Below are 25329 nucleotides of genomic sequence, written 5' to 3'. Positions count from 1 at the left end.
CGAGCGCAAAACACCTGAGTCAAACCTGCAGCGCCTTTTCGATGAGGTCGTCGAGCGCGCCGAGGTGACTGCCGAGTTGGCCGACGATGTTGCGGGCCACCGCGACGTCCTTGCCGACGAACTCGCCGGCCATCCGTGCGAACGCCTCCACCGAACCGCCGGCCGCGACCAGGTCCAGCACCCGACTGGACGCGCTGCCGTGCGGAAGTGCGGCCAGCAACGCCGACTCCGGCACGTCGAGCCGGGTGCCCAACCCGATGGCTTCCGAGAGCAGCCCGAGGTGGGCGGCGAACATCGCATTGTTGATCAGCTTGACCTTCTGCCCGGCGCCCAGCGGGCCGACGTGCAGAACCGGGTCGCCGTAGCAGCTCACTACCGGGCGCACGTTTGCGACTGCGTCATCGGCTCCGCCCACGAACAAAGTCAGCGCACCGGCCGCCGCGTTGTGCGGGCCGCCGCTGACCGGAGCGTCCACGACGGCCACCGCTGCGGCGCGCGCGGCGATGGTCTCGACCGTCCTCGGGCTGCTCGTGGTGTGCACGACCAGGGTGGAACCCGGAATCATCGTCTCGAGCAGTTCAGTGCCAAGGCAGACGTCGAGGACCTGTTCGTCGGTGAACACGCAGACCACGACGACATCGGCCTCAGCGCTCAGGTGCGCTACGTCGGCGACTCCGGTGGCGCCCAAATCCGCGGCAGTCGACCGCTTCTCGGCGGACCGGCCGAGCACTCGCACGTCGTGGCCGGCCTCGACGAGACGAGCAACCATGGGGCGCCCCATCCGCCCGGCGCCGATGAACCCGATTGTCACCGCGGGTGTTTCATCAGCCTGAGAGCGGCGTCAGCTGCCGCCAGCACGGCACCCCCGTCGGCCGATGCGTGCTCGGCGATGTCGACGACGAGGCGAACATCTTTCTGCAGCAGCGGACCTGCGTGACCGGCAAGGCCGTCGATGCCACCGGACCCGCCGATCACGTTCCACGCGAAACTGCTTCCACTGCTGCGGGAGATGACTTCGGTGAGGCGTTGCGGTGAGACGCCGAGCACCTTTCCCAGGGCAAGCGCCGAGGCGGCCGTTCCGGCGTTGGCGGTGAACAGCAGATTGTTCAGCAGCTTGGTGGTCTGACCGGAGCCGAGCTCGCCGAGGTGCACGATCGGATCCGCATAGGTTTCGAAGACGGGGCGGCAGCGCTCGACAGCGGCCGTGTCCCCGCCCACCATCACCAGCAGCCGGCCCTCCGCCGCGGCCGGCCCGCCTCCGCTGACCGGCGCGTCGATTACCGAAACATGCTGTTTCGCAGCAATTTCAGCGAGTGCGCGGACGGTATTGGGGTGCACCGTACTGTGCACGGCGATCACGCTGCCCGGCTTCAACGTCGAGAGCACGCCGTTCTCGCCGCTGGTCACCTGCTCGATGTCGGCGTCCCCGACGACGCACAGGCAGACCAGATCACTGTCGACGGCCAGCTCGGCGGGCGACGCGGCGGTCTGGGCGGCAGTGTCGGCGTACGGCTCCAATGTTGCCGGCCGGCGTGCCCATAACGTCGTCGGGTAGCCGGCGTCGACGATCCGCCTCGCCATGGGTCCGCCCTGGCTGCCCAACCCGATGAATCCGACATGCATCAACCGGCCTCCAAATCGGCTTGTCTTTTCTGGGTCGTCAGCTTCGCGACAGCGGGACACTCCCGCGCGACGACACATTCTTCGGCGAAGGACAACACCTTCAGGTGATACGCCGCGGCGGTGTGGCCGAGACTAAGATTGTGACCAGCGCCGGATTGCTCGTTGGTGACAAATCGGGGCGCCGCGGCAAACATCGCGCCGATCTCCGCCAGCGCCGCGGCGTCGGACTGCCACACTCTTTCGTGATCGGCGACGCTGAACTGCACCGGCACCCGCACTTGGGCGGCCAATGCCGGGAAGTCGATACGGGGCCAGGCGGTGACCATCGCTGCCTCGTAGGGCGCCCCGGTGGCCGAATTCGTGATGCCGCCAAGCACATCGGGCGGGTACAGCTGGGAGGGATGCCAGAGCAGCTCGCCCAGTCCAGGAGGACGATAGGTCGGGCTCGCGGACTTCAATACGTCGCGGGCAGCAGGGTGGTAATGCCTTCCGGTACCGGCCATCTCCATGCCGAGCAGTCCGGCGCCGCGTTCATCGGCGGCCATGCGCAGCGCAAGTTCACAGCCGTTGGAGTGGGCTACCACGAACAAGCCTGCGCCGCCGGGCCATTGGCCGACGATCCGGTCTACGGCCGCGTAAGCAAGACTGACCCGCTGCTCGGGCAGCGCAATCGCCTCGGGATAGGGCGCTGAACTGCCGTAGCCGGGCCGATCGAGTGCGACCACCGTGAAACCCAGCGCAGCGCCCAGCCGCAGCAGCGATAGGGCCGGGTGGCCGGGGCAATCGAAGTACGCGGCGGTCGTGCCCCCGCCGTGCAAGGCCAGCACCACCGCACGGGGCCGCGGTGCTTCGGCAACCAAAGCAGACATCGGCACACCGTCGACGATCACTACGCGGGGGCGCGGCTGGGTCATGTCTCGGCCCGCAGAAGCAATACGCCGCCGGGAGTGAGGCCTCCGCTGCTGACCACACCGACTCGGGCGTCGGCGACCTGGCGCTCACCGGCTTCACCGCGCAGCTGACTGACCGCTTCGTGCAGCAGGCCCATGCCGTGGGTACGGCCGTGCGACAGCTGACCGCCATGAGTGTTCAACGGCAACAGACCATCTCGGGCGATGTTCTTGCCGCCGTCCAGAAACTCCCTGGCCTCTCCGATTCCGCAGAAGCCCAGCGCTTCCAGCCAAGAGAGGCAGTTGATGGTGAACCCGTCGTACAGTTCGGCGACATCGACATCTTGCGGCTTGAGCGACGTTCTCGACCACAGGTGTGCCGATTGACCCAGCACCTGTGGCTCATGCGTCAAAGTGCTCTGGTCCCAATCGATCCGCTCGACGATCTGGGTGCCCACCGCTTCCACCAGCACCGGCGGTTTCGGCAAGTCACCGGCCGCGTCGACCGCGGACACGATGACCGCGACCGACCCGTCGCAGGGCACATCACAGTCGTAGAGGCCGAACGGTGTCGTGATCGGTCGCGCGTTCAGGTAGTCGTCCATCGTCATCGGGGACCGGTAGACCGCGGTGGGATTGAGTTCGGCGTTGGCGCGCTGATTGAGCGCAATCCAGCCCAGCGTCTCCTTGGTGGTGCCGTAGCGATGAAAGTGGCGCTGCGCGTTCTGAGCCAGCGTATGGGCGGCCGACGTAGCGCCGAACGGCCATTGCCAGCTGGTGGTGCGACCACCCGCCGGGACGATATTGCCCTGCTTCATCAGCTCGTTGAAGGTGGCCTCCCACAACGTCCGATAACACAGCACGTGGCGGGCCAGGCCACCGGCCACGGCGAGCATCGCGGCGATCACCGATCCGACCGGGCCGAAGGTTTCGATGCCGCCGTTGTGCCATACCGGCCGGATTCCCAGCGCGGCTTCCAGCGCCGTCACCCCGCCCTCCCCGAAGCCGCCGAGGTTTCCTCCTCCGGGGTAGGTGGACAACCCGTCGATGTCGTCGAGTGTCAGTCCGGCGTCGGCGATCGCGGCCGCACACGCTTGCATAGTCAACTGCAGTGGCGGCACCATTAGGCGGCGGCCGATCTGTGACATGCCGATCCCGGTCAGCGCAACCTTGTCCTCGAATTTCTCCCGGGTGCGCATCGGGCGGATGTGTTCGTGGAACCGATCCGGCGCGATCTCCTCTTCGGGCAGCGGACCGAGCTCGTCGTCAGTGGTGAGACGGAACAACGGCAGCCACACGTCTTCGATCTGCTCGAAGACCACTTCCACTGACCGGCCAAGCTCCAGCCGGTCCGGATCACAGTTGATGATGTTGGTGGTCAACCGGACCCGCGGATCTTCGGCGATCGCGACCTGCGCCACCACGTACGGGGCGGGCATTCCGGGCAGGCTGAATCGGTGATTGACGGTGAAGCCGGCCAACGTCGCGCGACCGGAAACGGGTTGCACGTCCAAGTGATAGGAGCGGCAATACCGGCAGACCGGCGCCGGCGGATGGATCAGCGCGCGGCAATCGGTGCACTGCTGGAACCGCAGCTGCCCGTCGGCGCCTGACTTCCAGAAGAATTCGTTGTCGAGGGTGAGCAGCGGCAGCGGACGGCCCGGTGTGGCGCCGGTCAACGCTCGAACCCCCACTCCGCCTCGTTCTCTTCGGTTTTGAGGCTCAGTACGGCATCGCTCGCAGCGCTCGACGGCACCACACCGTTGCTGGGTCGGCGCTCACCGATCTCCATGATCGCGTGCACGGGGCAGTCCAAAAGCGCGCGCATCACCGCGTCATGGTCCGCATCGGCGACGGTGCCGTCGCCGATCAGCGAAGCGTAGCCCCAGTCGTCGAGTGAAAAGTATTGCGGCGCATGCTTGGCGCAGATACCGAAGCCGTCACAGCGGGTGCGGTCGAGTTTCACCGTCATCCGATCGCTCACGCAGGCGTCACCGCCTCCACCTCGTAGGGCCGATCAGCACTGTAGGGCCCTACCCCGCACGACTCGCAGCGATTGTCGAGATGGCGAGCCACCTCGTCCGGAAACTGATCGAGCAGGCTGCCGGCGGTGTTCGTCGCGGCGTCCAGCGTCGCGCAGGCACCTCGACCGCGCAGCACCACCGACCAGCGCCGCAGCCGGGAAACGTCTTCCGCGGTGGCCACTCCGTCACGCAATGCAGCTGCGGCTGCGGCCATGGCTGCGGTGCCGTTGAAACACGAGCCGCACTGGCCGGCGTTTTCCCGGTCGAAATAGCCCAACACCGAGGCGGCGACCGCGACCGGACAGTCGTCGGTGAGGACGCAAATCGCCCCGGCGCCCAGTCCGCTGCCCAGACCCCGCAACGTCTCGTGGTCCAGGGTGGCGTCGAGCACCGTGCGATTGAGCAGCCCGGCGAAATACCCGCCCATCAGCACTCCGCGAACCTGGTCGGGCGAAACACCATGAAAGGCAATGAGTTCAGGGAACGGCAACCCGTGCGGAACTTCGTACAGACCCGGCGGCCGACCGCCACCGGTGATCGTCACCAGGAACGTGCCGGGCGACTGTGATGTGCCCTGGCTGCGGAAAGCTACCGCGCCATGCTCATGCAGGAAAGGCAGATTGGCCAGCGTCTCGACATTGCTGACCAAAGTCGGTAGCCCATCGACGCCGGCTTGGAACGGTCGCGGCGGTTTGTCCGTCGGCTTGACGGGGCCGCCGTTGAGCGCCCGGACTGCAGCGGTCTCCTCACCGGCAACATAGCCGGGGTCGACCAGTCGCACCGTGACCATCGCGCCGCCGAAGGTAGTCGAATCGAGTTCGTCCAGTGCCGTTTTCACCGCCTGCGCCGCCTGCGGGTCGGACACGTAGACGACAGCGCGGTCGGCGGCCACGACCGCAGCGGCCAAGCGTAACCCATCCAGAACCAGGTGCGGACGGTGACGCAGCAGCCAGCGGTCTTTGATCGAAGCCGGTTCACCCTCTTCGCCATTCGCGATCGCGACGGTGCGGGTGCGACCCAGGCGTCCGTTGTCGCGCACCGTGCGCAACTTTCGTCCGAGCGGAAAGCCCGCACCGCCACGGCCCACCAACCCGCTGCTCTCCACTTCGCTAAGCAGCGCATCGAGGTCGGTGAGCGGCCGGTAGCCGCCCGACTCCCGGTATTCCGAGTAGCGTTCGGCATCCGTGCGTGCCGGGTTGCGCAGCAGCCGGGGAATGCCGCCGGGCCAGGCGGCGACGGTGACGCTCGACGGCGCGGCGGTTTCCATCAGACGTTCCCCACCTCGAGCCAAGCTAGGCTCAGCCTCATGCGGACTGCGGTGGTGCGCGTCAACGTCGATCCTTCCGGAATGCTCACTTCCGCGCAGTTAGGCCAAGGCATCACGGCGCTCCGAAAACTCGCCGGCGACGCCGGCGCCGACCTGCTGGACAACGACCTCGAAGCGACGGCGTCCACTCGACGCGAAGTGCAACTGCTGATCGCGGGCAGCGACGGCGACGCCGTGCAGAAGATCGCTGTAGAGCTGTGCCGCAGAGCATTCAGAGTTTTCGGCACGGCGCAGGTGGCCGGGGTGATCACCTACATAAGTAGGGGAACCGATGACGACGCCCACGGCGTGCTCGCCGGATTCGGGCTCACTGGCCAGATCCGACGAGTGCCGGACGCCGACGGCTTCGACGTGGTGCACGTGACGCTGCGCGAATCCGACCTGGAACGCGTACCGGAAAGCAGAATCCACACCGCGCTGGAGGCGTCGCTCAACTGCGAGGTCCGCATCGTCACCTGCTGAACGCAACGCCGGCATCACGATCCTAGAAAATCCAGAATCGGTGGCGCGGCCTGCACCCAGGTGTCGAACATGTTGAAGTGTTTCACCTTGCCCGCGGCGCGCTCCTCGGAGGCGCGTTCCCACGCATCCTCAGGCCACGGCGGGTCGATGAGCTTGGACCCTCTGATCAAACAGCTCACTTCCAGAGACGTCCGCTTGGGATGGTCCCAGTCGTTTTCGCCGCCGCGGATGATCAAGGTGGGGACCTGGACCCGATCGAACATCTCGTCTTCGACACCGGGGATGGTCTGCCCGGGCTTGGACACGAAGGCATTCAGCCAGCGCAGCATCACCTTGAGGAACTCGTCCCGGTCGAGGTCGAGGAACCGTTGCTTGTTGTTCGGATTCTCCTCGACGCGCTCGCGCCACTCCGGCACTTTCAGCAGCCCCTCGACGCCCGCTCCGCGGGCCGCGAGAATGCTGGGGACGATGTAATACGAACCGAGAACGAAGGTTCCGTAGATGCCGCCGACGATGTTCCACACCACCAGCTTCGTGACGAGTTCCGGGTAGAGCATCGTGGTCACGATCGAATCCCGTGCTCCGCCGGAGCCGCCTGCGAGGATGCACGGGCCCTCGCCGAGTTCGGTCAGCAAGCGGTGCAGCGTCTCTGCTCGCATATGCGACTCGCTCTGACCGTAGAACTGCACGTCGGAAGCCCCGCAGTTGGGCCGGTCCCACAACAGCACCCGGTAGCCGCCGTCGACCAGCGCCTCTGCCAGCGGGCGCAGGCCATTGATCTCCTTGCCGAATCGTCCGCCGGGCGTCAGGACGATGAGCTCACTTGCATCGCCCAAGATCTCGTATACGACGTTGCCGCCGTTGACTTCAATGGACGCCACCGGATGCTCCTGTGCTCACGCCATCACCAGAACATCGTTGCCGACGACCCGAACCGGGTAGGTGCGAATGCTCCACTCCGGTTTGACCGCGGTAGTGCCGGTGGCGAGTTCGAATCCCCACTGGTGCCAAGGGCAGTAGATGTATTCCAAGTCGCGCACCATGACCGAGTCACCCGCGGCACTCTCGTCGACGACGGTGTGGCCCCGAACGCGGCCTGAACACAACGGGCCGCCCTGGTGGGGGCAATAGTTGGCGATGGCGTGGAAGGCGCCGTTGACGTTGTAGACACCCACGCCGTGGCGGCCGATCGGCACCAGTTTGTGTGTGCCGGGCGGAATTTCGTCCACCGTCGCGACAGTGTGCTCGCGTCCCTGGGCGAGCCGGGGCCGTTTGGTCTCTCCGGGCATTCAGGACACCCGTACCTGGCCCTCGAGCACCGGAACGGTTTCCGGCAGGTGGTAGGTCGCGATGCCGTTCTTGTACATGACCGCCTCACGCGCGGCTTTGGGCAGGTGCTTGATCAGCCAGCGCGGGTCGTCGAACGTCCAGTGCGGGTAGTCCGATGAGTACAGCAGGATCTTGTCGCACTCCATCCACTCGAGCGCACGCGTCAGCTCGGTCTTGTCCTCCGGGTAATCCAGCGGCTGGGTGGTGAATTTGATGTGGTCCTTGAGGTACTCCGACGGCTTGCGTTTGATGCTCATCCGCGACTTACGGGCTTGGTAGATGGCGTCCATCCGCCACATCAGCGGCAGCACCCAGCTGAACGCGTGCTCGACAAACACGATCCGCAACGCGGGAAAGCGGTCGAAGACGCCGTCGAAGATCAGGCTCATCACCTGGTTAGCAGCCAGCAGCGAGTAGGTGACCATGAAATCGTGGTTGTAGCTGGGCAACCCGACCGGCGGCATCGGCAGCATCTCGTAGCTGCTGCGCGAGAGGTGACAGCTCACCGTGATGTCGTGCTCGGTGGCGGCCGCCCAGATCGGGTCGTACATCGGGTGACCCCACGACGGGCGCGGCTCGGCCTTGATCAGAATCTGCGCCATGTACGGGTGGCCGGCCCACCGTTCGATCTCTGCGGCGGCTCCCGTCGGGTCCTCGATAGCCGCGCAGATCGAACCCCGCCAGCGCTCGTGCCAGTTGTTGTGGCTGTCGAGCCAGTGGTGGGCTTGCCACTCGTTGAGCGCGATCGTCATCGCCTGATGGGCTCCCGGCAAACGGGGAGTGCGGCCGGCCGGTTCGAGTATCGCGATGTCCGACCCGGCTTCCATAATCAGCTGCCGGAACGCCATATCCGGGTCGCTGCCCGGGAATTCCCCGTCCGGCGGGAAAGTGTCCACGCGCATCGCATAAGCGTGCGCATAGTCGGGTGCGTCGTAATAAATCAACTCACCTACGCGGTGGTCGAGGAAGTACTTACTACGCCACGGCTCCGGAATGTACTGGGCGAGCTCACCGCGCTTCGGCACCGGGTGGACGTCGGAGTCGACGCACCGGACGGCGATACGTTCGGCAGCCGGCACCCGCTCTTGGAAGTGAGTCAGCGTCATCGTGGTCTCCTTGCTTACTCTCTACTGTGCAGCGAGGCTGGCCGGAATGTCTATGCCATAGAGTGCGGCCGCGTTGCGCCAGCACAACTTGTCGCGCTGCTCGGCGCTCAGTGCGCTGGGTAGTCGCGTCGCATCAGCGTTCTGCCAATGCGGATAGCTGGAGCCGAACATCACTTTGTCGTCCTTGGCGGTGAAGCCGAACCACTCACCGGCGAACCCGGCATCCCCCGGTCCGTCGAGGCTGCCCTGAATGAAGTACACGTGCCCGGGCAGGTAGTCACTCGGTATCCGCGGCGCCCACGGCGTCTGCTCCAAATGCGGCCGGCCGAAAGTGTCCATCCGCCAGATGAACGGGGTGATGAAATCAGCGGCGCCGTCGGCCCACACGAATTTCAGTGCGGGAAATCGCTCGAAGACGCCCTCGGCGATCATGTTCATCAAGTGATACAGGTAATTCAGCGCCATGAACCCGAGGTATTGCTCGTAGGTTTGCGTGTGCCCTGACGGTGTCGGCGGGAACGCGATGCCCTCGCCGGTCTCGATGTGCACGGCCACCGGGAGATTCGCCGCGGCCGCCGCCTCCCACAGCGGCCAGAACTGCGGCTTGCCGTACAACTCACGGGATTGCAGTGGGATGCCGATCTGCACCACGCGGGGATGGTCACGCCATCTGTCGATTTCGCGTAACGCCCCGGCGACGTCGTCGGGATTCACCCGGATAGTGCCGCGGAACCGGTCACCGAACTGGCTGGACTCCAGCCAGCGCGACACCATCATCTCATTGTGTGCGGCGTGCAGCGCACTACCGAGGTGCCGGTCGGGCATGATGCCGCGCGTCATCGGGTGCAGCACAGCGACATCCACGCCGCGCTCTGAGAACAGGTGATCGGCGACGGCTTCGGGGTTGGAGCCCGGATATCCGAGCTCACCACCGCCGGTTCCTTTGGCGTACTCGCCGCCGGGCGTGCCGTACCAGTCCGACTCGTAGTCCGGGAAGCCGCGGCTTTTGAAGGGCTCGCGCAGAAAGCCGCGCAGGTCGGAGGTGGAAGAGAAGAAGACGTGCACACTGGCGTCGATGAGCGGCGTGCGGGTGCCGTCCGGATGCTCGATCACCTTAGATCACCCTCCGCGGCTCAGGCGACCCCGTCGAACCTACTGGGCAACCCAACATCCCCGTTCACCACCTATCAACAGGCTTCCGGTAAGCATTTCGGTTAATCGTTGTGCCTGCTCATAGCCATTATCATCCGATAATCGTGTTAGTGCAGTTCTTCATTTCAGACAATATCATTCTCGCCATCTGCGGCCGTCAGGTCGGCTCCTCGCATAGCACGCCGCCGGATTGCGGTGCCGGTCGCAAGTACCGGCGAAGCAATCGTTGAGATTGTCACTGTGCGTTTCAGAGAATACTATTCTCGCAGCAGGTTAATTGAGCTAAGGAGCCGGCCGAGATGCTGTTGGAGTTCGATGCGGACCAGCGACTGTGGCAGGAGACCGTGCGTGATGTGGTCGCCAAGCAGTGTCCGACCGCCCTGGTGCGAAGCGTCGCCGAAGATGGTGTCGATGCCAGCCCGCTGTGGAAGTCATATGTCGACCTGGGCTGGACGGAGCTGAACGACTCGGAGAGCGCTGTCGAACTGGCGATTCTGCTGGAAGAGCTCGGCCGTGCCACCGACCCGACCCCGTTTTTGGCGACGATGACACAGTTCGCGCCGCTGGCGTCGGACAGGTTCGATCCGCACGAGGCGGGCACCGCTGTTTACAACGGCGTGCATGCGCACCGTGTCGCCGACGGCTGGGTGCTGGACGGCACTGCCCGCCACGTCCTCGACGGGGACCGGGTCGACCGGCTGGCGGTGGTGACCGACGCCGGTGTGTTCGTGGTCGGTGCGGGCGAGGTGAACGCACGACGAACCTCGGTGTTCGACCCGGTGCTGCACATCGCCGACGTGTTGTTCGCCGGGGTGCGGGTACCACACTCCGCCCTGATCGCCGTGGACGCCGACCGCGCGCACCACGTTGCGCTGACGGGAATGGCGATCACGATGGTCGGTGCCTGCCAACGCATCCTGGACCTCGTCCTCGATCACGTCCGTAACCGCCAGCAGTTCGGGGTACCGATCGGATCGTTCCAAGCTGTCCAGCATAAGGCGGCCGACATGCACGTGGCGGTGCAGCGGGCGCGGGCGCTGGCTTATTTCGCCGCGTTGACCATCGCCGCTGACGATCCGCGCCGTCGGCTCGCGGCCGCGATGGCGAAGGCCTCCGCGGGGGAGTGCCAGTCTCTGGTGTTCCGCCACGGCTTGCAGCTGTTCGGCGCGATGGGATTCACCTGGGAGAACGATCTGCAGTTCGCCCTGAAACGAGCCAAGGCCGGTGAGCACATGCTCGGCGGCGCGGCAGAGCACAAGGCGTTGATCGCGGAGGAATACCGTGCAGCTCACCTTTGACACCGATGTCGAGGCGTTCCGCGAAGATTTCGCCGCGTTCCTTGACGAACACCTGCCGACCGCGGCGGCCGAAGCCGTCGAACGGCCTAAATCGGTGTCGCACATGCCGGCGTGGGCGCGACGCTGGCAGCGGCTGTTGTTCGACAACGGCTGGCTGCTGCCGTCGCAACCACCGGAGTTCGGCGGCCGCAACGCCACGGTGTTGCAGCAGTACGTCTATCTCGAGGAGCTGTGCCGGCGGCGGATCTATCACAGCTTCAATCCGCAGGGCGTGAATATCGTTGCTGCATCGCTTATTTCGTTCGGTCGTGACGACCAGAAGAGCCGCTGGGCGGTGCCGATCCTGCGCGCCGAGATCACCGCGTCGTTGGGGATGAGCGAGCCCAGTGCCGGCTCCGATCTGGCGTCGTTGCGGACCCGGGCCGTCCGGGACGGCGACTATTTCGTGGTCAACGGTCAGAAGGTGTGGACGTCGGGTGCCCACGACGCCGATGTGTTGCTGACGTTCGTGCGCACCGACACTGATGCGCCGAAACACAAAGGCATCAGCGCGTTGGTGATCCCCACTGACACCGAAGGTGTGGTGCGCCGGCCGTTCCCGTCGATCTGCTCAGCTGACGACCTGGATTTCAACGAGGTGTTCTTCACCGATGCCCGGGTGCCGGCTGAGAACCTCGTCGGACCGCTGAACCAGGGTTGGCGGGTGGCCAACGGATCACTCGGTCACGAGCGGACCATGATGTGGTTGGGCTTCGCCGACCGGATGGACAACCTGATCACCGACTTCCATCCGGCTACAGCGCTCGAACGCGACCAGTACGCGACGCTGGTGATGGACCGCCAGGCGTTGCGGCTGCTCGGGTCGGTGGCGTTGGCGCGAGCCGCCCGCGGCGAGGAGGACGTGCCCGCACTCTCGGTGCTCAAGCTGCTCGGCTCCGAAGCCGAACGGAGCGCCTCTGACCACGCCCTGTCGGCGGCCGGCGCTGACGGGTTGCTGCAACCCGCCCTGACCGGCCCCTACGCGCCGATGAACCTCGACCATTACTTCGCCAGCTGGTTCGAGCGCTACGCCCGCAGATTCTCGGGCACGATCGCCGGCGGCACCTCGGAGATTCAGCGCAACATCATCGCGCAGCGGGTGCTGGGGCTGCCTGCACGCTGAGTTGCCAGGCATCGTTCAGTCGATGACCGCGGCTTCTTTGCGTTCGGTGATGGGCCGGGCCAGTCCCTGCTCGTCGCAGATCCGGTGCAGCCTGTCGAGGGTCTCGTCCAGGCCTGCGCCGAGCCGCCGCCCCGGGGTGAACGTCGCCGGCAGGTGTCGCATGCCCTGGATGACACCGATGGTTTCATAGTGCACGGTGCCCTCGGGGTCGCAGCGATAGTCGGGCATCCGGTCGAGCACCGCAGTGAGCATTGACTTGAACACGGTACGGGCCACATTGGATCCGATGCAGCGATGGATGCCGATGCCGAAGCTGAAGTGCCGGTTGCCTTTACGGTCCATGATGATGGTGTTGGGATAGGCGAACACCGACGGGTCGCGGTTGGCCATCGCCCACGAGACCCACAGTCGTTCACCTTCTTTGAACTGCGTTCCCTCGATCTCGACGTTGTCGGAAAAGGTGCGTCCGTCGCCGGGCGCGGGGGTGAAGTAGCGCAGGAACTCTTCGGTCGCGGGATCCAGCAAGGTGTCCCGTTCGCGGCTGAGCCGCTCGCGCTCAGCGGGGTGCTCCGACAGCCACTCCATCGAGTGGGCGGTCAGCGCGGTGGTGGTGTCGAAACCTCCGCCGATGACCAGGCCCAGATTGCCCATGATCTCCAGATCGGGCGCAGGCTCTCCGTCGATATCCATCTGGATGAGAGCGTTGACGATCCCGGGGCGGGGGTTCTGCCGGATCTCGATCATGTTGTTCAGCAAGTCCAACCCCATCTCCCGGTGCATGGCGGTTACCCGCTCGATGTCGGGGGAGTGCTCCGGGGTGTACACCGCGGCATGCGTGGGCTCGCTGTAGATCGACCACTTCTTCAGCGAAATGCCCAACATGGCCAGGGTCAGCACGGCCGGCACGATGTTGGCCAGATCGTCGACGAAGTCGATGCGGCCCTCTTCGATCTTTTCGTCGAGGCAGGCCCTCGTCACCTCGTCGATGAACGGCACCCAGCGTTTGACGGCGGCAGGGGACAGGTACGGGTTGAGCACGGTGCGGTAGGTGCGGTGCTCAGGGTCGTCCATCTCCAGGATGCCGCCGCGCACCACGCTCGCGCGTTTCGCCTTCGGGATCGAAATGCCTTGGTAACCGCGTCGTTCGCCGTTGATGTCGTGGTCGTTTGAGACGTGCGGGCAGCGTGCCAGCTCGAACACTGCCTGGCTGCCACCGGCGACCCAATGGCCGTCGTAGGTGTCGGTCCAGGCGACCGGACACCTCTGGTGAATCTCCTCGGTGATCTTCTCGAACTGCGCCCGGTATTCCGGCTTATGCCGGTCGAAGTGGTAGCGGTTTTTTTTGCGGTCACTGTCGCTGACGACGTCGTCAATGCTCAAGACGTTGCCTCCCTTGGCTTTGCGGCATCGATATCCAGCAGGATGGCCTGCTCGGGGCAACTCTGCGCCGCCTCACGAACGGCGTCCTCCTGGTCGGGTGGGACGTCCTCGGATATCGCTGATGCATGACCTTCGATGTCGTCGAGCTGGAACGAGTCCGGCGCAATCATCGCGCACAGTGTGTGCCCCTGGCAGCGGTCCTGGTCAACGCGAACTTTCACAAGCTCCCCCTATTTGCGGTAGTCGTACCACTTGAGGTAACCGCCGCCGTCGACGCGCAACTGAACACCGGTGACATACCTCGCCTCGTCGGAGGCCAGCCACAGCACCGCATTGCTGACGTCCTCCGGTTCGATGAACGGAATCTTCATCGCCTGCTGCACCCCGAAGACAGGTTCAGCGTCGGCGCGCGTCGGGTGTTCCAGGTCCGGCCGGAAAGACCGGTACATCGGTTCGCTCTGCAACATGTCGGTGTTGCAGTTGGTCGGATGAACCACGTTAGCCCGGATGCCGAGGGCAGAAAGCTCGGTCGCCAGGTCGTGGACGTAGCTGGCCAACGCCCGCTTGGAGTGCACGTAAGCCATGCCGCCCGGGTCGTTACCCGGGATGTCCTTCTTCGAGGTGTCCATCAGCGCGGCGGTCGACCCGGTGGCGATGATCGACCCGCCCTCCCGCAGGTGGGGCAGCGCGACCTGGATGGCGTTGATGGTGCCGACCAGGTTGGTGTTGATGACGTCGATCCACGCCTGCAGCGGTGGCTCACCTTTCATGCCCGCGACACCGGCTTGGGCGACGACGATGTCGAGATGGCCGAACTCGGCCAGCCCGTTCTCCAGCGCCGCGCGCAGCTGGGCGGCTTCGCGCACGTCGGCCTGTGCAGTCACCACGCCTTGGCCGGTCTTCTCGATCAGTTGCGCCGTCTCGTCGAGATCCTCGGGTCGCGCCAGCGGATATCCGATCGAATCGATGTCGTGGCACAAGTCGACGGCGATGATGTCGGCGCCTTCCTCAGCCAGGCGCAGGGCGTGACTGCGGCCCTGGCCGCGGGCCGCGCCCGTGACAAAAGCGACTTTTCCCGCTACGCGTCCCACGGGTTCTCCTCTCGATTAGTTGGGCTCGATGGGCTGGGCGAGTACGCCGGCGGCTAGGTGTTGCGACCGCCGTTGACGCCAAGTATCTGACCGGTGATGTAACCGGCTTCCTCGGAAACCAGGAACGCACATGCCGCAGCGATGTCTTCGGGCTTGCCGATCCGGCGCACCGGAGTCGACGCGATGGTCTTCTCGATATCGCCGAGGTATCCGTGCTCTTCGGCCTTGCGCAGCATCGGGGTGTCGATGAAACCCGGGGGGACGGCGTTGACGGTGATGCCGTTGGGCCCGTACTCCAGCGCCAGCGACTTGGTGAGTCCGTTGACGGCAGACTTCGCCGCCACGTAGTGGGACATGTACGGGGCACCCGAGTGGGTGCTCGACGAGGAGATGTTGACGATCCGTCCCCAGCCCGCCTCGAGCATGTCGGGAAGCACCGCCTGAATCATGTGGAAGACGCCATTGAGGTTGACCTCGATGATGCGCTGCCAGTCCGCGAACTCGATGTTGGTGAAACGTTTGAAGCCATCCAGACCGGCAGCGTTGACCAGCACCTTGACCGGGCCGAGTTCACTGCGGATCGCCGACAACGCGGCGTCGATCTGCGAGCGGTCCGTCACATCGGCGGTGAAGGCGAACTGTGTCTCAGCGGGCTTCAGATCAATGGTGGCGACTTGGTAGCCGTCGGTGCGCAGCCGTTGTGCGACCGCCAGGCCTATTCCCGATCCTCCCCCGGTGACCACGGCCGTCGTCACGTGCAGACCTCATTTCCGGGAACCGCCAGAGAAGAGAGGGATGAGCCCGTCCAGGCACAAAGAATCTCCCTTTCGATTATGAGAACCCTACTCTCGCGCCTGAGCTCACCGCAAGAGCGTCTGACAAAACCTGCCCGGCCTGCGAAGATACCACCATTCGAACCGATTCCGGCCGGACGAGCATGGCAGTCTCGTTTCTCGCTGTTTCTTGAATTCTCGAAGTCGAAATGTAAGATTCGCCGGGAATGAGAATGAAGTTATCGTGCCGACGAGGGGACCGGAATGTCATCGCACGACACGGCGGCGACCATCGCGGACAGCGGCGAGTCGGCGGACGGCGACGCCGCGTCGCGAGCGGATCGGCATCTACTGATCGACGGTCGGCTGGTCTCCACCGAGGCGACCTTCCCGTCGGTCAATCCCGCCACCGGCGCGGTGTTGGGTTACGCCCCGGAAGCCGGTAGCGAGGAAACCCGGGCGGCTATCGCCGCCGCCCGGCGCGCCTTCGACACCACGAGCTGGTCGACCGACCGCGACCGGCGCGTTCGGTGCCTGGACCAGTTGCATCAGGCGTTGCTCGACCACGCCGAAGAGCTGCGCGAACTGACCATTGCCGAGGTCGGCGCCACTCGCGCGCTGACTTACGGAGCCCAACTCGACGAGCCGATCGAAATCGTCCGGTATTACGCCGACCTGCTTCGGACGTATCCGTTGACGGAAGACCTCGGTGAGATCGAATCGCGCGGCCTGCGCCATCACCGCTGGGTCGAGAAAGAAGCCGCCGGCGTCGTCGGGGCCATCATCGCCTACAACTATCCGAACCAGCTTGCGCTGGCCAAATTGCCCGCCGCGCTGGCCGCCGGCTGCACCGTGGTGCTCAAAGGCGCGCCGGACACGCCGCTCATCACGCTGGCCCTCGGCGAGCTGATCGCCGAACACACCGATATCCCGGCCGGTGTGGTGAACGTGCTCAGTGCCTCAGATCCCGTGGTCGGCGCGGCATTGACCACCAGTCCGGACATGGATGTCATCACCTTCACCGGTTCGACGGCCACGGGCCGCAAGATCATGGCGGCGGCCAGCGAGACGGTCAAGCGGGTCTTTCTCGAACTCGGCGGCAAGTCCGCGGTCATCATGCTCGACGATGCAGACTTCGCCACCGCCAGCATGTTCGCGGCGTTCAGCATGGTCACCCACGCCGGCCAGGGCTGTGCGTTGACTTCTCGGCTGCTGGTGCCCAAGAGCCACCACGATGAGATCGTCGAGCTGATCACGCAGAACTTCGCCAAGGTGCGCCACGGTGACCCCGCTGACCCGACGACCTACATGGGACCGCTGATCAATGAGCGCCAGCGCGACAAGGTCGACGGCATCGTGCAACGCGCCGTCGACGCCGGCGCCACCCTGGTCACCGGCGGCAAGCGGCTCAACCCGGGCTACTTCTATGCACCGACGTTGCTGACCAACGTCGACCCCGACAGCGAGATCGCCCAGGAGGAGATCTTCGGTCCGGTGCTCGTCGTCATCGGGTTCGACGATGACGACGACGCCGTGCGCATCGCCAACAACTCGATCTACGGCTTGGCCGGCGCGGTGTTCAGCCGCGACCAGGACCGCGCACTGGCGGTGGCGCGCCGGATCAGAACCGGATCCTTCTCCATCAACGGCGGGAATTACTTCAGCGCGGACACGCCCTTCGGTGGTTTCAAACAGTCCGGGGTGGGCCGGGAGATGGGTGTGGCCGGGCTCGAGGAGTTCCTCGAGCGGAAGACGTTCGCCGCACCGGTCGTCGAGGCGGCCGCTCGATGAGGCCTTTGGCAGGGATCCGGGTCCTCGAAGTCGCCATGTACGGATTCGTCCCGTCGGCGGGCGCGGTGCTGGGCGAGTGGGGCGCCGAGGTGATCAAGGTCGAGCACGCGGTCACCGGCGACCCGCAGCGCGGCCTGCGCCAGACCGGCTTGTTGCGCGTTGAGGGTGACCCAAACCCGAACATCGAGCACGCCAACCGCGGCAAACGCAGCATCGGGCTCGACATCAGCGTGCCCGAGGGCCGCGAAGTGCTCTACGAGCTTGCCCGCCGGTCCGATGTATTTCTGACCAGCTTCCTGCCCGGACACCGCAAGAAGTTCGGCATCGACGTCGACGACATCCGCGCGGTGAACCCTACGATCATCTACGCGCGCGGCAGCGCGCTGGGCCCGCGCGGTGACGAGGCAGAGAAGGGCGGTTACGACATGACCGCCTTCTGGTGCCGCGCTGGAACCGCGGCCACCGTCACCCCGCCGGGCACCGACGGCATGATCGGTCCGCCCGGGCCGGCATACGGCGACACCATCTCGGGAACCAACCTCGCCGGCGGTATCGCGGCTGCACTGCTCGGCCGCGAACGCACCGGCGAACCGTCGGTCGTGGACGTCTCCCTGCTGGGCAGCGGCCTGTGGTCGCTAGGGCACACGGTGGCGTTGACCGTGCACCTCAACCAGCGGATGGAGGCGATGCCGCCTGGCGTGCACGGCTCACCGATCAACCCGCTGGTGGGGTTGTATGCGACGTCGGACGGTCGCTACATCTCCTTGGTGATGATGCAGCCGGACAAGTTCTGGGCCGACGTGTGCCGCCACGTCGACCGGCCCGAGCTGGGAGACGACCCGCGTTTCGCCACCACGCAGCTGATCGCCGCCAACACCGCCGAAGCGGTCGAACTACTGAGCAAGGCCATCGCGACTCGCACCCTTGCCGAGTGGAGCGAGCGCTTTGCGACGCTCTCGGGGCCCTGGGCGCCGGTGCAGGACACGTTGCAAGCGGCCGGCGATGCGCAGATCCGCGCCAATGAATATCTGGTGCAGGTCGGCGAGCTCGAATTGGTCGCCAACCCGGTCCAATTCAACGTCGCCGCGCCGCACTCGGGGCCCGCGCCGGGCTTCGCCGAGCAAACTGAGGAGATCCTGTTAGAACTCGGCCTCGACTGGGACAGGATCATCGAACTGAAAACTGCCGGCGCCGTCACTTAACGCGAATGATGTCGGACGTCGCCGAATTAGGCAGCTGTCTAACGCGCTGGCAGACCCGCCAGCGCGGTGCGGTGATCGCTCGTAGGCCCGGCATGACAGCGAACTGTCAGCTTCGGGAAAGTAATGCGCATTCGGCTCCGCGACGCCACATCGCGGGTCATAATCACCAAACGCTCAAATAAGTTGGGGGGCCGTGTTCTTTACGGACAGGCCCGCCAGCTGACCCCGAACAAGGAGGGTGCGCGATGGCCATTACGGCCGCGTTCGGCACTGCGATGGCTTTGCCGCTCGGGGTCGCTGGGTTGACAACTGGTTGGGCAAATCTGTTGACCCCGAATGCATTCGTCGTGCAGGTTGCGGCGCGGCGGGGGACCGATGGCAAGTAACGCGAACCGCTGGTCCTCAGGGATCAGTCTGCCCAGCGGTTTCTCCTCGGCGATGCAGGCGGTGGGAGCGTTGTGTGCTATGAGCGCGGACGCTTTTCGGTTCCTGTTTCGTCGCCCCTTTCAAGCACGAGAGTTCCTGGAACAGTCCTGGTTCATCGCACGGGTGTCGTTGGCTCCGACCGTGCTGGTAGCCATACCGTTCACTGTTCTGGTCAGTTTCATCCTCAATATCCTGCTCCGCGAGCTGGGCGCCGCGGATCTTTCTGGAGCGGGTGCCGCTTTCGGCGCGGTCACACAGGTCGGCCCGTTGGTCACAGTGCTTATCGTCGCCGGTGCCGGCGCCACGGCGATGTGCGCAGATCTGGGTTCGCGCACCATCCGGGAAGAGATCGACGCAATGGAAGTCTTGGGCATCAATCCGGTACAGCGGTTGGTAACGCCCCGCATGCTGGCTTCCGGGCTGGTGGCACTGCTGCTGAACAGCCTGGTCGTCATCATCGGCATCTTGGGCGGCTACGCCTTCTCCGTCTTCGTGCAAGACGTGAATCCGGGCGCGTTCGCGGCCGGTATCACGCTGTTGACCGGCGTGCCTGAGGTGATCATCTCCTGCGTCAAGGCAGCCCTTTTCGGCCTGATCGCCGGACTGGTCGCGTGCTACCGGGGTCTGACAATCACGACTGGCGGAGCGAAGGCAGTGGGTAACGCCGTCAACGAGACGGTGGTGTACGCGTTCATGGCGCTCTTCGTGATCAATGTGGTCGTCACCGCAATCGGCATCCGGTTCTCGACGAAGTGACCGGAGACAAGCCGTGACAGTGATCCAGACGTTGAGAGCCACTTACCCGAGAACCTCTCGGGCGCTCGGCCAGTGGCGCAAACCCGTCAACACGCTGAGCGGAATCGGCGACCACACCCTGTTCTACGGCAGGGCGCTGCTAGGCATGCCGCATGCAGCGGTTCATTATCGGCGCGAGGTCATTCGTCTCATCGCCGAAATCAGCATGGGCGCAGGCACGTTGGCTATGATCGGCGGCACCCTTGCCATCGTCGGGTTCCTGACATTGGCCGCGGGCGGCACGCTTGCCGTGCAGGGGTACAGCTCGCTGGGCAATATCGGCATCGAAGCGCTGACCGGTTTTCTCGCCGCATTCATCAATGTTCGGATCGCGGCACCGGTGGTCGCCGGAATAGGCTTGGCCGCTACCTTCGGTGCCGGCGTGACCGCACAACTGGGCGCCATGCGCATCAACGAAGAGATCGACGCACTGGAATCCATGGCGATCCGGCCCGTTGAATATTTGGTCAGCACCAGGATTCTGGCCGGGATGATCGCGATCACCCCGCTCTATAGCGTCGCTATCATTCTGTCGTTCCTAGCCAGCCAATTCACGACCGTGGTCCTGTTCGGTCAGTCCGGTGGCCTCTATCACCACTACTTCGATACGTTCTTGAATCCGTTCGACTTGCTGTGGTCGTTCCTACAGGCCGTTCTGATGGCGTTGACGGTTCTGTTGATTCACACCTATTTCGGTTATTTCGCGAGCGGCGGTCCCGAGGGTGTCGGGGTCGCAACCGGCAATGCGGTCCGTACCTCGCTCATTGTCGTGGTATCGGTGACGTTGCTGGTCTCGCTGTCGGTCTATGGCACCAACGGAAACTTCAACCTGTCGGGATAGGGAAGAGAACCGATGTCACACAACGGGTCACGCGCACTGGCGGGTCTGGCGACCGTGCTCGTCATCGCCGGGATCGTCGCCGTCGCCATCGGCCTGTTTCAGGGCAGCTTCACCAAAAGCGTGCCGGTGACGGTGCTGTCGCCGCGCGCCGGTCTGGTGATGAACCCGGACGCCAAGGTGAAGATGCGCGGCGTACAGGTGGGTAAGGTCGCCTCGATCGAGACCCAGCCGAACGGCCAAGCGGTGCTGAACCTGGCGATGGATCCGTCCCAGCTACGCCGCATTCCCGCCAATGTGCTCGTCGATATCGCGTCGACGACGGTGTTCGGCGCCAAGTTCGTCGACCTGGTACCGCCCGCCGATCCTTCGCCACAGCGATTGCACGCCGGGGAGATTCTCGACAACAAGCATGTCACCGTCGAGATCAATACGGTCTTCGAGGAACTGACGTCGGTACTCTCCAAGGTCGATCCAGCCAAACTCAACGAGACCCTCGGCGCGATCTCGTCGGCGGTCAACGGCCGCGGCCACAAGATCGGCCAAGCGCTCAGCGACCTGGACTCCTTTCTGGCGACCCAGGATCCGAGTATGCCGGCGTTGAGCCACGACATCGAAGCTCTGTCCGTGGTGTCAAACGCCTACGCCGACGCCGCACCCGACCTGGTCAAGACAGCCGGCAACGCGACCCGGATCAGTCAGACGATCGTCGACGAGCAGCGAAACCTGCAGGGGTTCCTGCTCAGCGCGATCGGTTTGGCCAACATCGGCAACGAGGTGGTGGGCGGCAACAGGCAAGCGCTGACCGATGTCCTGCATCTGCTGGTGCCGACCACCAATTTGCTCAACGAGTATCACCAGGCGATATGGTGCGGTATTGCCGGGACACTCCCGAACCTGCATGCCCCGCCGCTGCCGGTCCCAGGCATTACCCTGTTCGCGGCGGTAACGTTCGGCGCCGAACGTTACCGCTACCCGTCGAACTTGCCCAAGGTGGCCGCGACGGGCGGCCCGCAATGCTACAACCTGCCCGATGTGCCCGTGGACGTGGCTCCGCCGTACGTGGTCGCAGATGTCGGCGCCAACCCCTGGCAGTACGGGAACCAGCAACTGCTGATCAACTCAGATGCCCTCAAGCAGCTGCTGTACGGGCCGATCGATGGTCCGCCGCGCAACTCCCTGCAGATCGGACAGCCCGGATGACCAGCGCACGGGGAACGATCGTCAAGTTCGCGGCGTTCGCGGCCGTGATGGTCTTACTGACCGTGTTCTTGTTCTTCATTTTCAGCCAGTACCGAACCGGCTCGACCAACGGGTATTCCGCGGTCTTCAACGACGTGTCGCGCCTCAAATCCGGACAGACCGTACGGGTCGCCGGTATCCGGGTGGGCACGGTCAAGAGCGTCTCGCTGCGCCCCGACAAGAAGGTGTTGGTGAAGTTCGACGCCGACCGCACTGTCGTGCTCACCAGCGGCACCCGTGCCGTCGTCCGTTACCTCAACCTCGTGGGTGATCGCTACCTCGAGCTCCTCGACGGGCCCGGCTCGACCAAGGTGCTGACTGCAGGTGCGCAGATCCCCATGGACCGGACCGCGCCGGCACTCGACCTCGATCTGCTGCTGGGCGGCCTGAAACCGGTCATCACGGGCCTGAACCCGCAAGACGTCAACGCGCTCAGCGCCGCGCTGGTGCAGATCTTTCAGGGCGAAGGCGGCACCCTGGAGTCTCTGCTGTCGAAAACCTCGTCGTTTTCGAACACCTTGGCCGACAACAACCAAACGGTGCAGCAATTGATCGACCACCTCAACACCGTGGCCGGCACGCTCACCAAAGACGGTGACAAATTCTCTGGCGCGCTGGATCGCCTGCAGCGGCTGATCAGCGGGTTGTCGCAAGACCGCAATACGATCGGCACCGCGATCGACTCCTTGGACAAGGGAACCGCCTCGATAGCGAATCTGCTGACCAACGCGCGGCCTCCGCTGGCCGGCACGGTGGGCCAGCTGAGCCGGTTGGCCCCGCTGCTCGACGACAGCAAGGGCCAGATCGATACTGCGCTGAAGAAGCTGCCGAGCAATTACCGCAAACTGAACCGGCTCGGCTCATACGGCAGCTGGCTCCCGTACTACCTCTGCGAGCTAAGCCTGCGCGTCTCGGATCTGCAGTACCACACCGTGGTAGTGCCCATATTCAGGCAGGAAGGCGGGCGGTGCGCGGAGCCCGAAGACTGGGAGGTGCGCCAAGCCCAAGAAGGAGCCCGATGAATAAGTATCGCGGAGCCCATCTCATTCGAGCCGGATTCATCGGCGTTGTGCTGGTGGTGCTGGTCATCGCCTTAGGACTGGGCGTCAGCCAGCTGGGGCAGCGGGCCACGGCGGTCGGATACCAGGCGCTGTTTTCTGAAGCGGGCGGCCTGGCCGCGGGCAATGACGTGATGGTCTCGGGAACAAAGGTCGGCAATGTCTCGAAGATGTCGCTGCACAATGGCGACGCCTTGGTCACCTTCACCATCAAGGGGACGGTGCTGCTCGGGTCAGATACCAAGGCACACATCAGGACCGGTTCGCTGCTGGGCCAGCGGGTGCTCACCCTGGAGTCAGCGGGCAGCGGCAGGTTACATCCGATGGACGTCATACCGGTGTCGCGCACATCTTCGCCCTACTCATTGAACGAGGCCCTCAGCGACCTTGCCGGCGACGTCGCCGGAACGAATACCCAAACGCTCAATCAGTCGCTCGACACGCTCTCGGCGACGCTCAACCAAATCGCACCGCAACTGGGACCGGCCTTCGACGGGGTGACCCGACTATCGCAGGCCCTCAACAGCCGCAACAAGACACTGGACGAGCTACTCAAAGGCGCCGCCGATGTCACCGGAATCCTGTCGGAGCGCAGCGAACAGGTCAACACGCTGATCCTCAACGCCAACGATCTACTCGAGGTGCTCGTGGCGCGGCGGCAGGCGATTGTGCAACTGCTCGCCAACACCTCTGCGGTCGCCAAGCAGCTGTCCGGACTGGTGAGCGACAACGAAGCCAAGCTGGCCCCGACGCTGAAAAAGCTCAATTCGGTGACCGCGATGCTGGAAAAGAACCGGGACCACCTCTCCAAAGCGCTACCGGGTCTGGCGAAGTTTCAACTTACGCAGGGCGAGGCGGTCGCCTCGGGCTACGACTACACCGCGTTCGTCCCGAATGCGTTCCTGCCCATGCTGACTCTTCAGCCGTACTTCGACTTCTACTTCGGGTTCAGAAGGGGCACCGACGCCGGCCGGCCACCGGACAATGCCGGGCCGCGAGCATTGTTCCCCTTCCCGTCCAACGGTATTCCACCCTGCCCTGACTGCACGATCGGCGGAAGGCGCGGACCGCAATCATGATCGCACGCAACAAGCTGATGGTCGGGCTGGCGGTCGTATTGGCGGGGCTCCTCGTCGCCGGCGCGATAGTGCTCGTCCGCAATACGTTCTTTCATCCCAAGACGATCACCGCCTACTTCACCACCGCCACCGCCATCTACCCGGGTGACGATGTGCGGATCTCCGGCATCAAGGTCGGCAGCATCGCCGGTATCCACCCGGAGGGCACCCAGGCCAAGATGACCATGCACGTCGATCACGACGTGCCTATTCCAGCGGATGCCAAAGCCGTGATCGTCGCCCAGAACCTGGTAGCCGCCCGCTATGTCCAGCTCGCCCCCGCCTACCGGTCGAGCGGCCCCACCATGGGTGACGGTGGAGTCATACCGGTGGAGCGGACCGCGGTACCCGTCGAGTGGGACGAAATCAAGGACCAACTGATGCGGCTGGCAACGGATTTGGGACCCAGCGGCAAGGTGGCGAGCAGCTCGATCGGCCGCTTCATCGACAGCGCCGCCAACGCATTGGGCGGCAACGGCGACAAGCTGCGGCAGACCCTGGCCCAACTGTCCGGGGTGGGACGGATCCTGGCCGACGGCAGCGGCAACCTCGTCGACATCATCAAGAACCTGCAGACGTTTGTCTCCGCGCTTCGCGACAGCGGCCCACAACTTGTGCAGTTCAACAACCGGCTCGCCACGCTGACCAGCGTGCTCGACGACAGCAGATCCGATCTGGACGCGGCGCTGACGAATCTGGCGGCGGCGATCGGACCGGTGCAGCGGTTCATCGCGGGAACCCGTGACCAGACGTCCGAGCAGGTTGCGCGGCTGGCCGACCTCACCCAGATCCTCGCCAATCAAAAGATGGCTTTAGAAAACGTCCTGCACGTCACCCCGAACGCGCTCGCGAACGGCTACAACGACTACGACGTCAACACCGGCACCATCCGCGGAGCATTTGCGCTGAACAATTTCAGCAATCCCTTGTGGGCGATCTGCTCCCAGATCGGGGCCATCGAGAACGTCACCGCCACCGAGACAGGCAAGCTATGCGCCCAATATGCCGGCCCGGCGCTGCGGGTGGTGAACCCTTTCACGTTCTTGAGTTTCGGTTTCCTGCCCAACATTAACTTCCTCTATCTGCCGCTGAACATATTCCTGGCCAAGTCGGCGGATCCGCAAAACATCGTCTACACCGAGGCGCGCCTGGCACCCAGCGGCGAGGGCCCCAAACCAGTGCCGCCCGAGCTGCCGCCCGCGGTGTCCGCGTACACCGGCCTGCCGGGTGATCCGGTAGGAC

At 64.7% G+C, this 25329-nt stretch carries 25 protein-coding genes; 11 read left to right on the top strand and 14 right to left on the bottom strand.

Annotated elements, in window-relative coordinates:
- Nucleotides 1-19: 19 nt before the first annotated feature.
- Genes WA317_RS22560 through WA317_RS22535 form a run of 6 tightly spaced genes read right to left on the bottom strand, consistent with a single transcriptional unit; the run spans nt 20 to nt 5804 of the window.
- The gene (locus WA317_RS22560) at nt 20-811 is read right to left on the bottom strand and encodes an NAD(P)-dependent oxidoreductase (protein WP_425175150.1); all 792 of its coding nucleotides are present in this window, start codon (nt 809-811) and stop codon (nt 20-22) included.
- Complete coding sequence (locus WA317_RS22555; RefSeq protein WP_425175149.1) at nt 808-1623, bottom strand: NAD(P)-dependent oxidoreductase; 816 nt, start codon at nt 1621-1623, stop codon at nt 808-810. The genes WA317_RS22560 and WA317_RS22555 overlap by 4 nt, the downstream gene beginning before the upstream one ends.
- Nucleotides 1623-2537: an alpha/beta hydrolase gene (locus tag WA317_RS22550; RefSeq protein WP_425175148.1), complete on the bottom strand. Its 915-nt coding sequence runs from the start codon at nt 2535-2537 to the stop codon at nt 1623-1625. Before WA317_RS22550 ends, WA317_RS22555 begins: the two co-directional genes overlap by 1 nt.
- The gene (locus tag WA317_RS22545) at nt 2534-4207 is read right to left on the bottom strand and encodes a thiolase C-terminal domain-containing protein (protein ID WP_425175147.1); all 1674 of its coding nucleotides are present in this window, start codon (nt 4205-4207) and stop codon (nt 2534-2536) included. Before WA317_RS22545 ends, WA317_RS22550 begins: the two co-directional genes overlap by 4 nt.
- Complete coding sequence (locus WA317_RS22540) at nt 4189-4485, bottom strand: ferredoxin (RefSeq protein ID WP_425175166.1); 297 nt, start codon at nt 4483-4485, stop codon at nt 4189-4191. The genes WA317_RS22545 and WA317_RS22540 overlap by 19 nt, the downstream gene beginning before the upstream one ends.
- A gap of 8 nt (nt 4486-4493) precedes the next feature.
- On the bottom strand, nt 4494-5804 hold the full coding sequence (locus tag WA317_RS22535; RefSeq protein ID WP_425175146.1) for an NADH-ubiquinone oxidoreductase-F iron-sulfur binding region domain-containing protein: 1311 nt from the start codon (nt 5802-5804) through the stop codon (nt 4494-4496).
- A 39-nt stretch (nt 5805-5843) separates the two neighbouring features.
- On the opposite strand from WA317_RS22535, the gene WA317_RS22530 reads away from it, so the two are divergent.
- Nucleotides 5844-6326, top strand: coding sequence for a hypothetical protein (locus WA317_RS22530; protein ID WP_425175145.1), 483 nt, complete (start codon nt 5844-5846; stop codon nt 6324-6326).
- Between the two features lie 14 nt (nt 6327-6340).
- Here the strand turns inward: WA317_RS22530 and WA317_RS22525 are convergent, their stop codons facing one another.
- Genes WA317_RS22525 through WA317_RS22510 form a run of 4 tightly spaced genes read right to left on the bottom strand, consistent with a single transcriptional unit; the run spans nt 6341 to nt 9874 of the window.
- Nucleotides 6341-7207, bottom strand: coding sequence for an alpha/beta fold hydrolase (locus WA317_RS22525; RefSeq protein WP_425175144.1), 867 nt, complete (start codon nt 7205-7207; stop codon nt 6341-6343).
- Between the two features lie 15 nt (nt 7208-7222).
- Nucleotides 7223-7615 (bottom strand): Rieske (2Fe-2S) protein, encoded by a 393-nt coding sequence (locus WA317_RS22520; RefSeq protein ID WP_425175143.1) that lies wholly within the window; start codon nt 7613-7615, stop codon nt 7223-7225.
- Entirely contained in the window at nt 7616-8761 is a 1146-nt protein-coding gene (locus WA317_RS22515; RefSeq protein WP_425175142.1) for an amidohydrolase family protein, read from the bottom strand. It abuts the gene before it with no gap.
- A 21-nt stretch (nt 8762-8782) separates the two neighbouring features.
- Nucleotides 8783-9874: an amidohydrolase family protein gene (locus tag WA317_RS22510; RefSeq protein ID WP_425175141.1), complete on the bottom strand. Its 1092-nt coding sequence runs from the start codon at nt 9872-9874 to the stop codon at nt 8783-8785.
- Between the two features lie 338 nt (nt 9875-10212).
- Between WA317_RS22510 and WA317_RS22505 the strand changes: the two genes are divergently transcribed.
- Nucleotides 10213-11211, top strand: coding sequence for an acyl-CoA dehydrogenase family protein (locus tag WA317_RS22505; RefSeq protein WP_425175140.1), 999 nt, complete (start codon nt 10213-10215; stop codon nt 11209-11211).
- Nucleotides 11195-12373, top strand: a complete 1179-nt coding sequence (locus WA317_RS22500) for an acyl-CoA dehydrogenase family protein (RefSeq protein ID WP_425175139.1) — start codon at nt 11195-11197, stop codon at nt 12371-12373. Before WA317_RS22505 ends, WA317_RS22500 begins: the two co-directional genes overlap by 17 nt.
- 15 nt (nt 12374-12388) lie before the next feature.
- On the opposite strand, the gene WA317_RS22495 is transcribed toward WA317_RS22500, so the two are convergent.
- Genes WA317_RS22495 through WA317_RS22480 form a run of 4 tightly spaced genes read right to left on the bottom strand, consistent with a single transcriptional unit; the run spans nt 12389 to nt 15599 of the window.
- Nucleotides 12389-13753 carry a cytochrome P450 gene (locus WA317_RS22495; RefSeq protein ID WP_425175138.1) on the bottom strand — a complete coding sequence of 455 codons (1365 nt, stop codon included), beginning with the start codon at nt 13751-13753 and terminating at the stop codon, nt 12389-12391.
- Complete coding sequence (locus tag WA317_RS22490; protein WP_425175137.1) at nt 13750-13974, bottom strand: ferredoxin; 225 nt, start codon at nt 13972-13974, stop codon at nt 13750-13752. Before WA317_RS22490 ends, WA317_RS22495 begins: the two co-directional genes overlap by 4 nt.
- A 9-nt stretch (nt 13975-13983) precedes the next feature.
- Entirely contained in the window at nt 13984-14844 is an 861-nt protein-coding gene (locus WA317_RS22485; RefSeq protein ID WP_425175136.1) for a mycofactocin-coupled SDR family oxidoreductase, read from the bottom strand.
- A 53-nt stretch (nt 14845-14897) separates the two neighbouring features.
- Complete coding sequence (locus WA317_RS22480; RefSeq protein WP_425175135.1) at nt 14898-15599, bottom strand: SDR family NAD(P)-dependent oxidoreductase; 702 nt, start codon at nt 15597-15599, stop codon at nt 14898-14900.
- Nucleotides 15600-15881: 282 nt separating this feature from the next.
- Here WA317_RS22480 and WA317_RS22475 point away from each other — a divergent pair, with 282 nt between their 5' ends.
- From WA317_RS22475 to WA317_RS22440, 8 genes are all read left to right on the top strand, one after another.
- Nucleotides 15882-17408 (top strand): aldehyde dehydrogenase family protein, encoded by a 1527-nt coding sequence (locus WA317_RS22475; RefSeq protein ID WP_425175134.1) that lies wholly within the window; start codon nt 15882-15884, stop codon nt 17406-17408.
- Nucleotides 17405-18610, top strand: a complete 1206-nt coding sequence (locus tag WA317_RS22470) for a CaiB/BaiF CoA transferase family protein (protein ID WP_425175133.1) — start codon at nt 17405-17407, stop codon at nt 18608-18610. Before WA317_RS22475 ends, WA317_RS22470 begins: the two co-directional genes overlap by 4 nt.
- A gap of 375 nt (nt 18611-18985) precedes the next feature.
- Nucleotides 18986-19792, top strand: coding sequence for an MlaE family ABC transporter permease (locus tag WA317_RS22465; protein ID WP_425175132.1), 807 nt, complete (start codon nt 18986-18988; stop codon nt 19790-19792).
- Between the two features lie 22 nt (nt 19793-19814).
- A complete protein-coding gene (locus WA317_RS22460) occupies nt 19815-20672 on the top strand; it encodes an MlaE family ABC transporter permease (RefSeq protein WP_425175165.1) in 858 nt (285 codons plus the stop codon).
- Nucleotides 20673-20684: 12 nt separating this feature from the next.
- Nucleotides 20685-21872 (top strand): MCE family protein, encoded by a 1188-nt coding sequence (locus WA317_RS22455; RefSeq protein WP_425175131.1) that lies wholly within the window; start codon nt 20685-20687, stop codon nt 21870-21872.
- The gene (locus tag WA317_RS22450) at nt 21869-22933 is read left to right on the top strand and encodes an MCE family protein (RefSeq protein ID WP_425175130.1); all 1065 of its coding nucleotides are present in this window, start codon (nt 21869-21871) and stop codon (nt 22931-22933) included. The genes WA317_RS22455 and WA317_RS22450 overlap by 4 nt, the downstream gene beginning before the upstream one ends.
- Nucleotides 22930-24048, top strand: a complete 1119-nt coding sequence (locus WA317_RS22445) for an MCE family protein (RefSeq protein WP_425175129.1) — start codon at nt 22930-22932, stop codon at nt 24046-24048. The genes WA317_RS22450 and WA317_RS22445 overlap by 4 nt, the downstream gene beginning before the upstream one ends.
- A partial coding sequence (locus WA317_RS22440) for an MCE family protein (RefSeq protein WP_425175128.1) occupies nt 24045-25329 on the top strand: 1285 nt, incomplete at its 3' end. The genes WA317_RS22445 and WA317_RS22440, both read left to right, overlap by 4 nt.

The sequence above is a fragment of the Mycobacterium sp. genome (genome assembly GCF_049802695.1).
In the GTDB taxonomy this organism is placed as follows: domain Bacteria; phylum Actinomycetota; class Actinomycetes; order Mycobacteriales; family Mycobacteriaceae; genus Mycobacterium.
The sequence above is the reverse complement of the archived record's forward strand: the minus strand, read 5'-3'. Positions and strand labels throughout refer to the sequence as shown.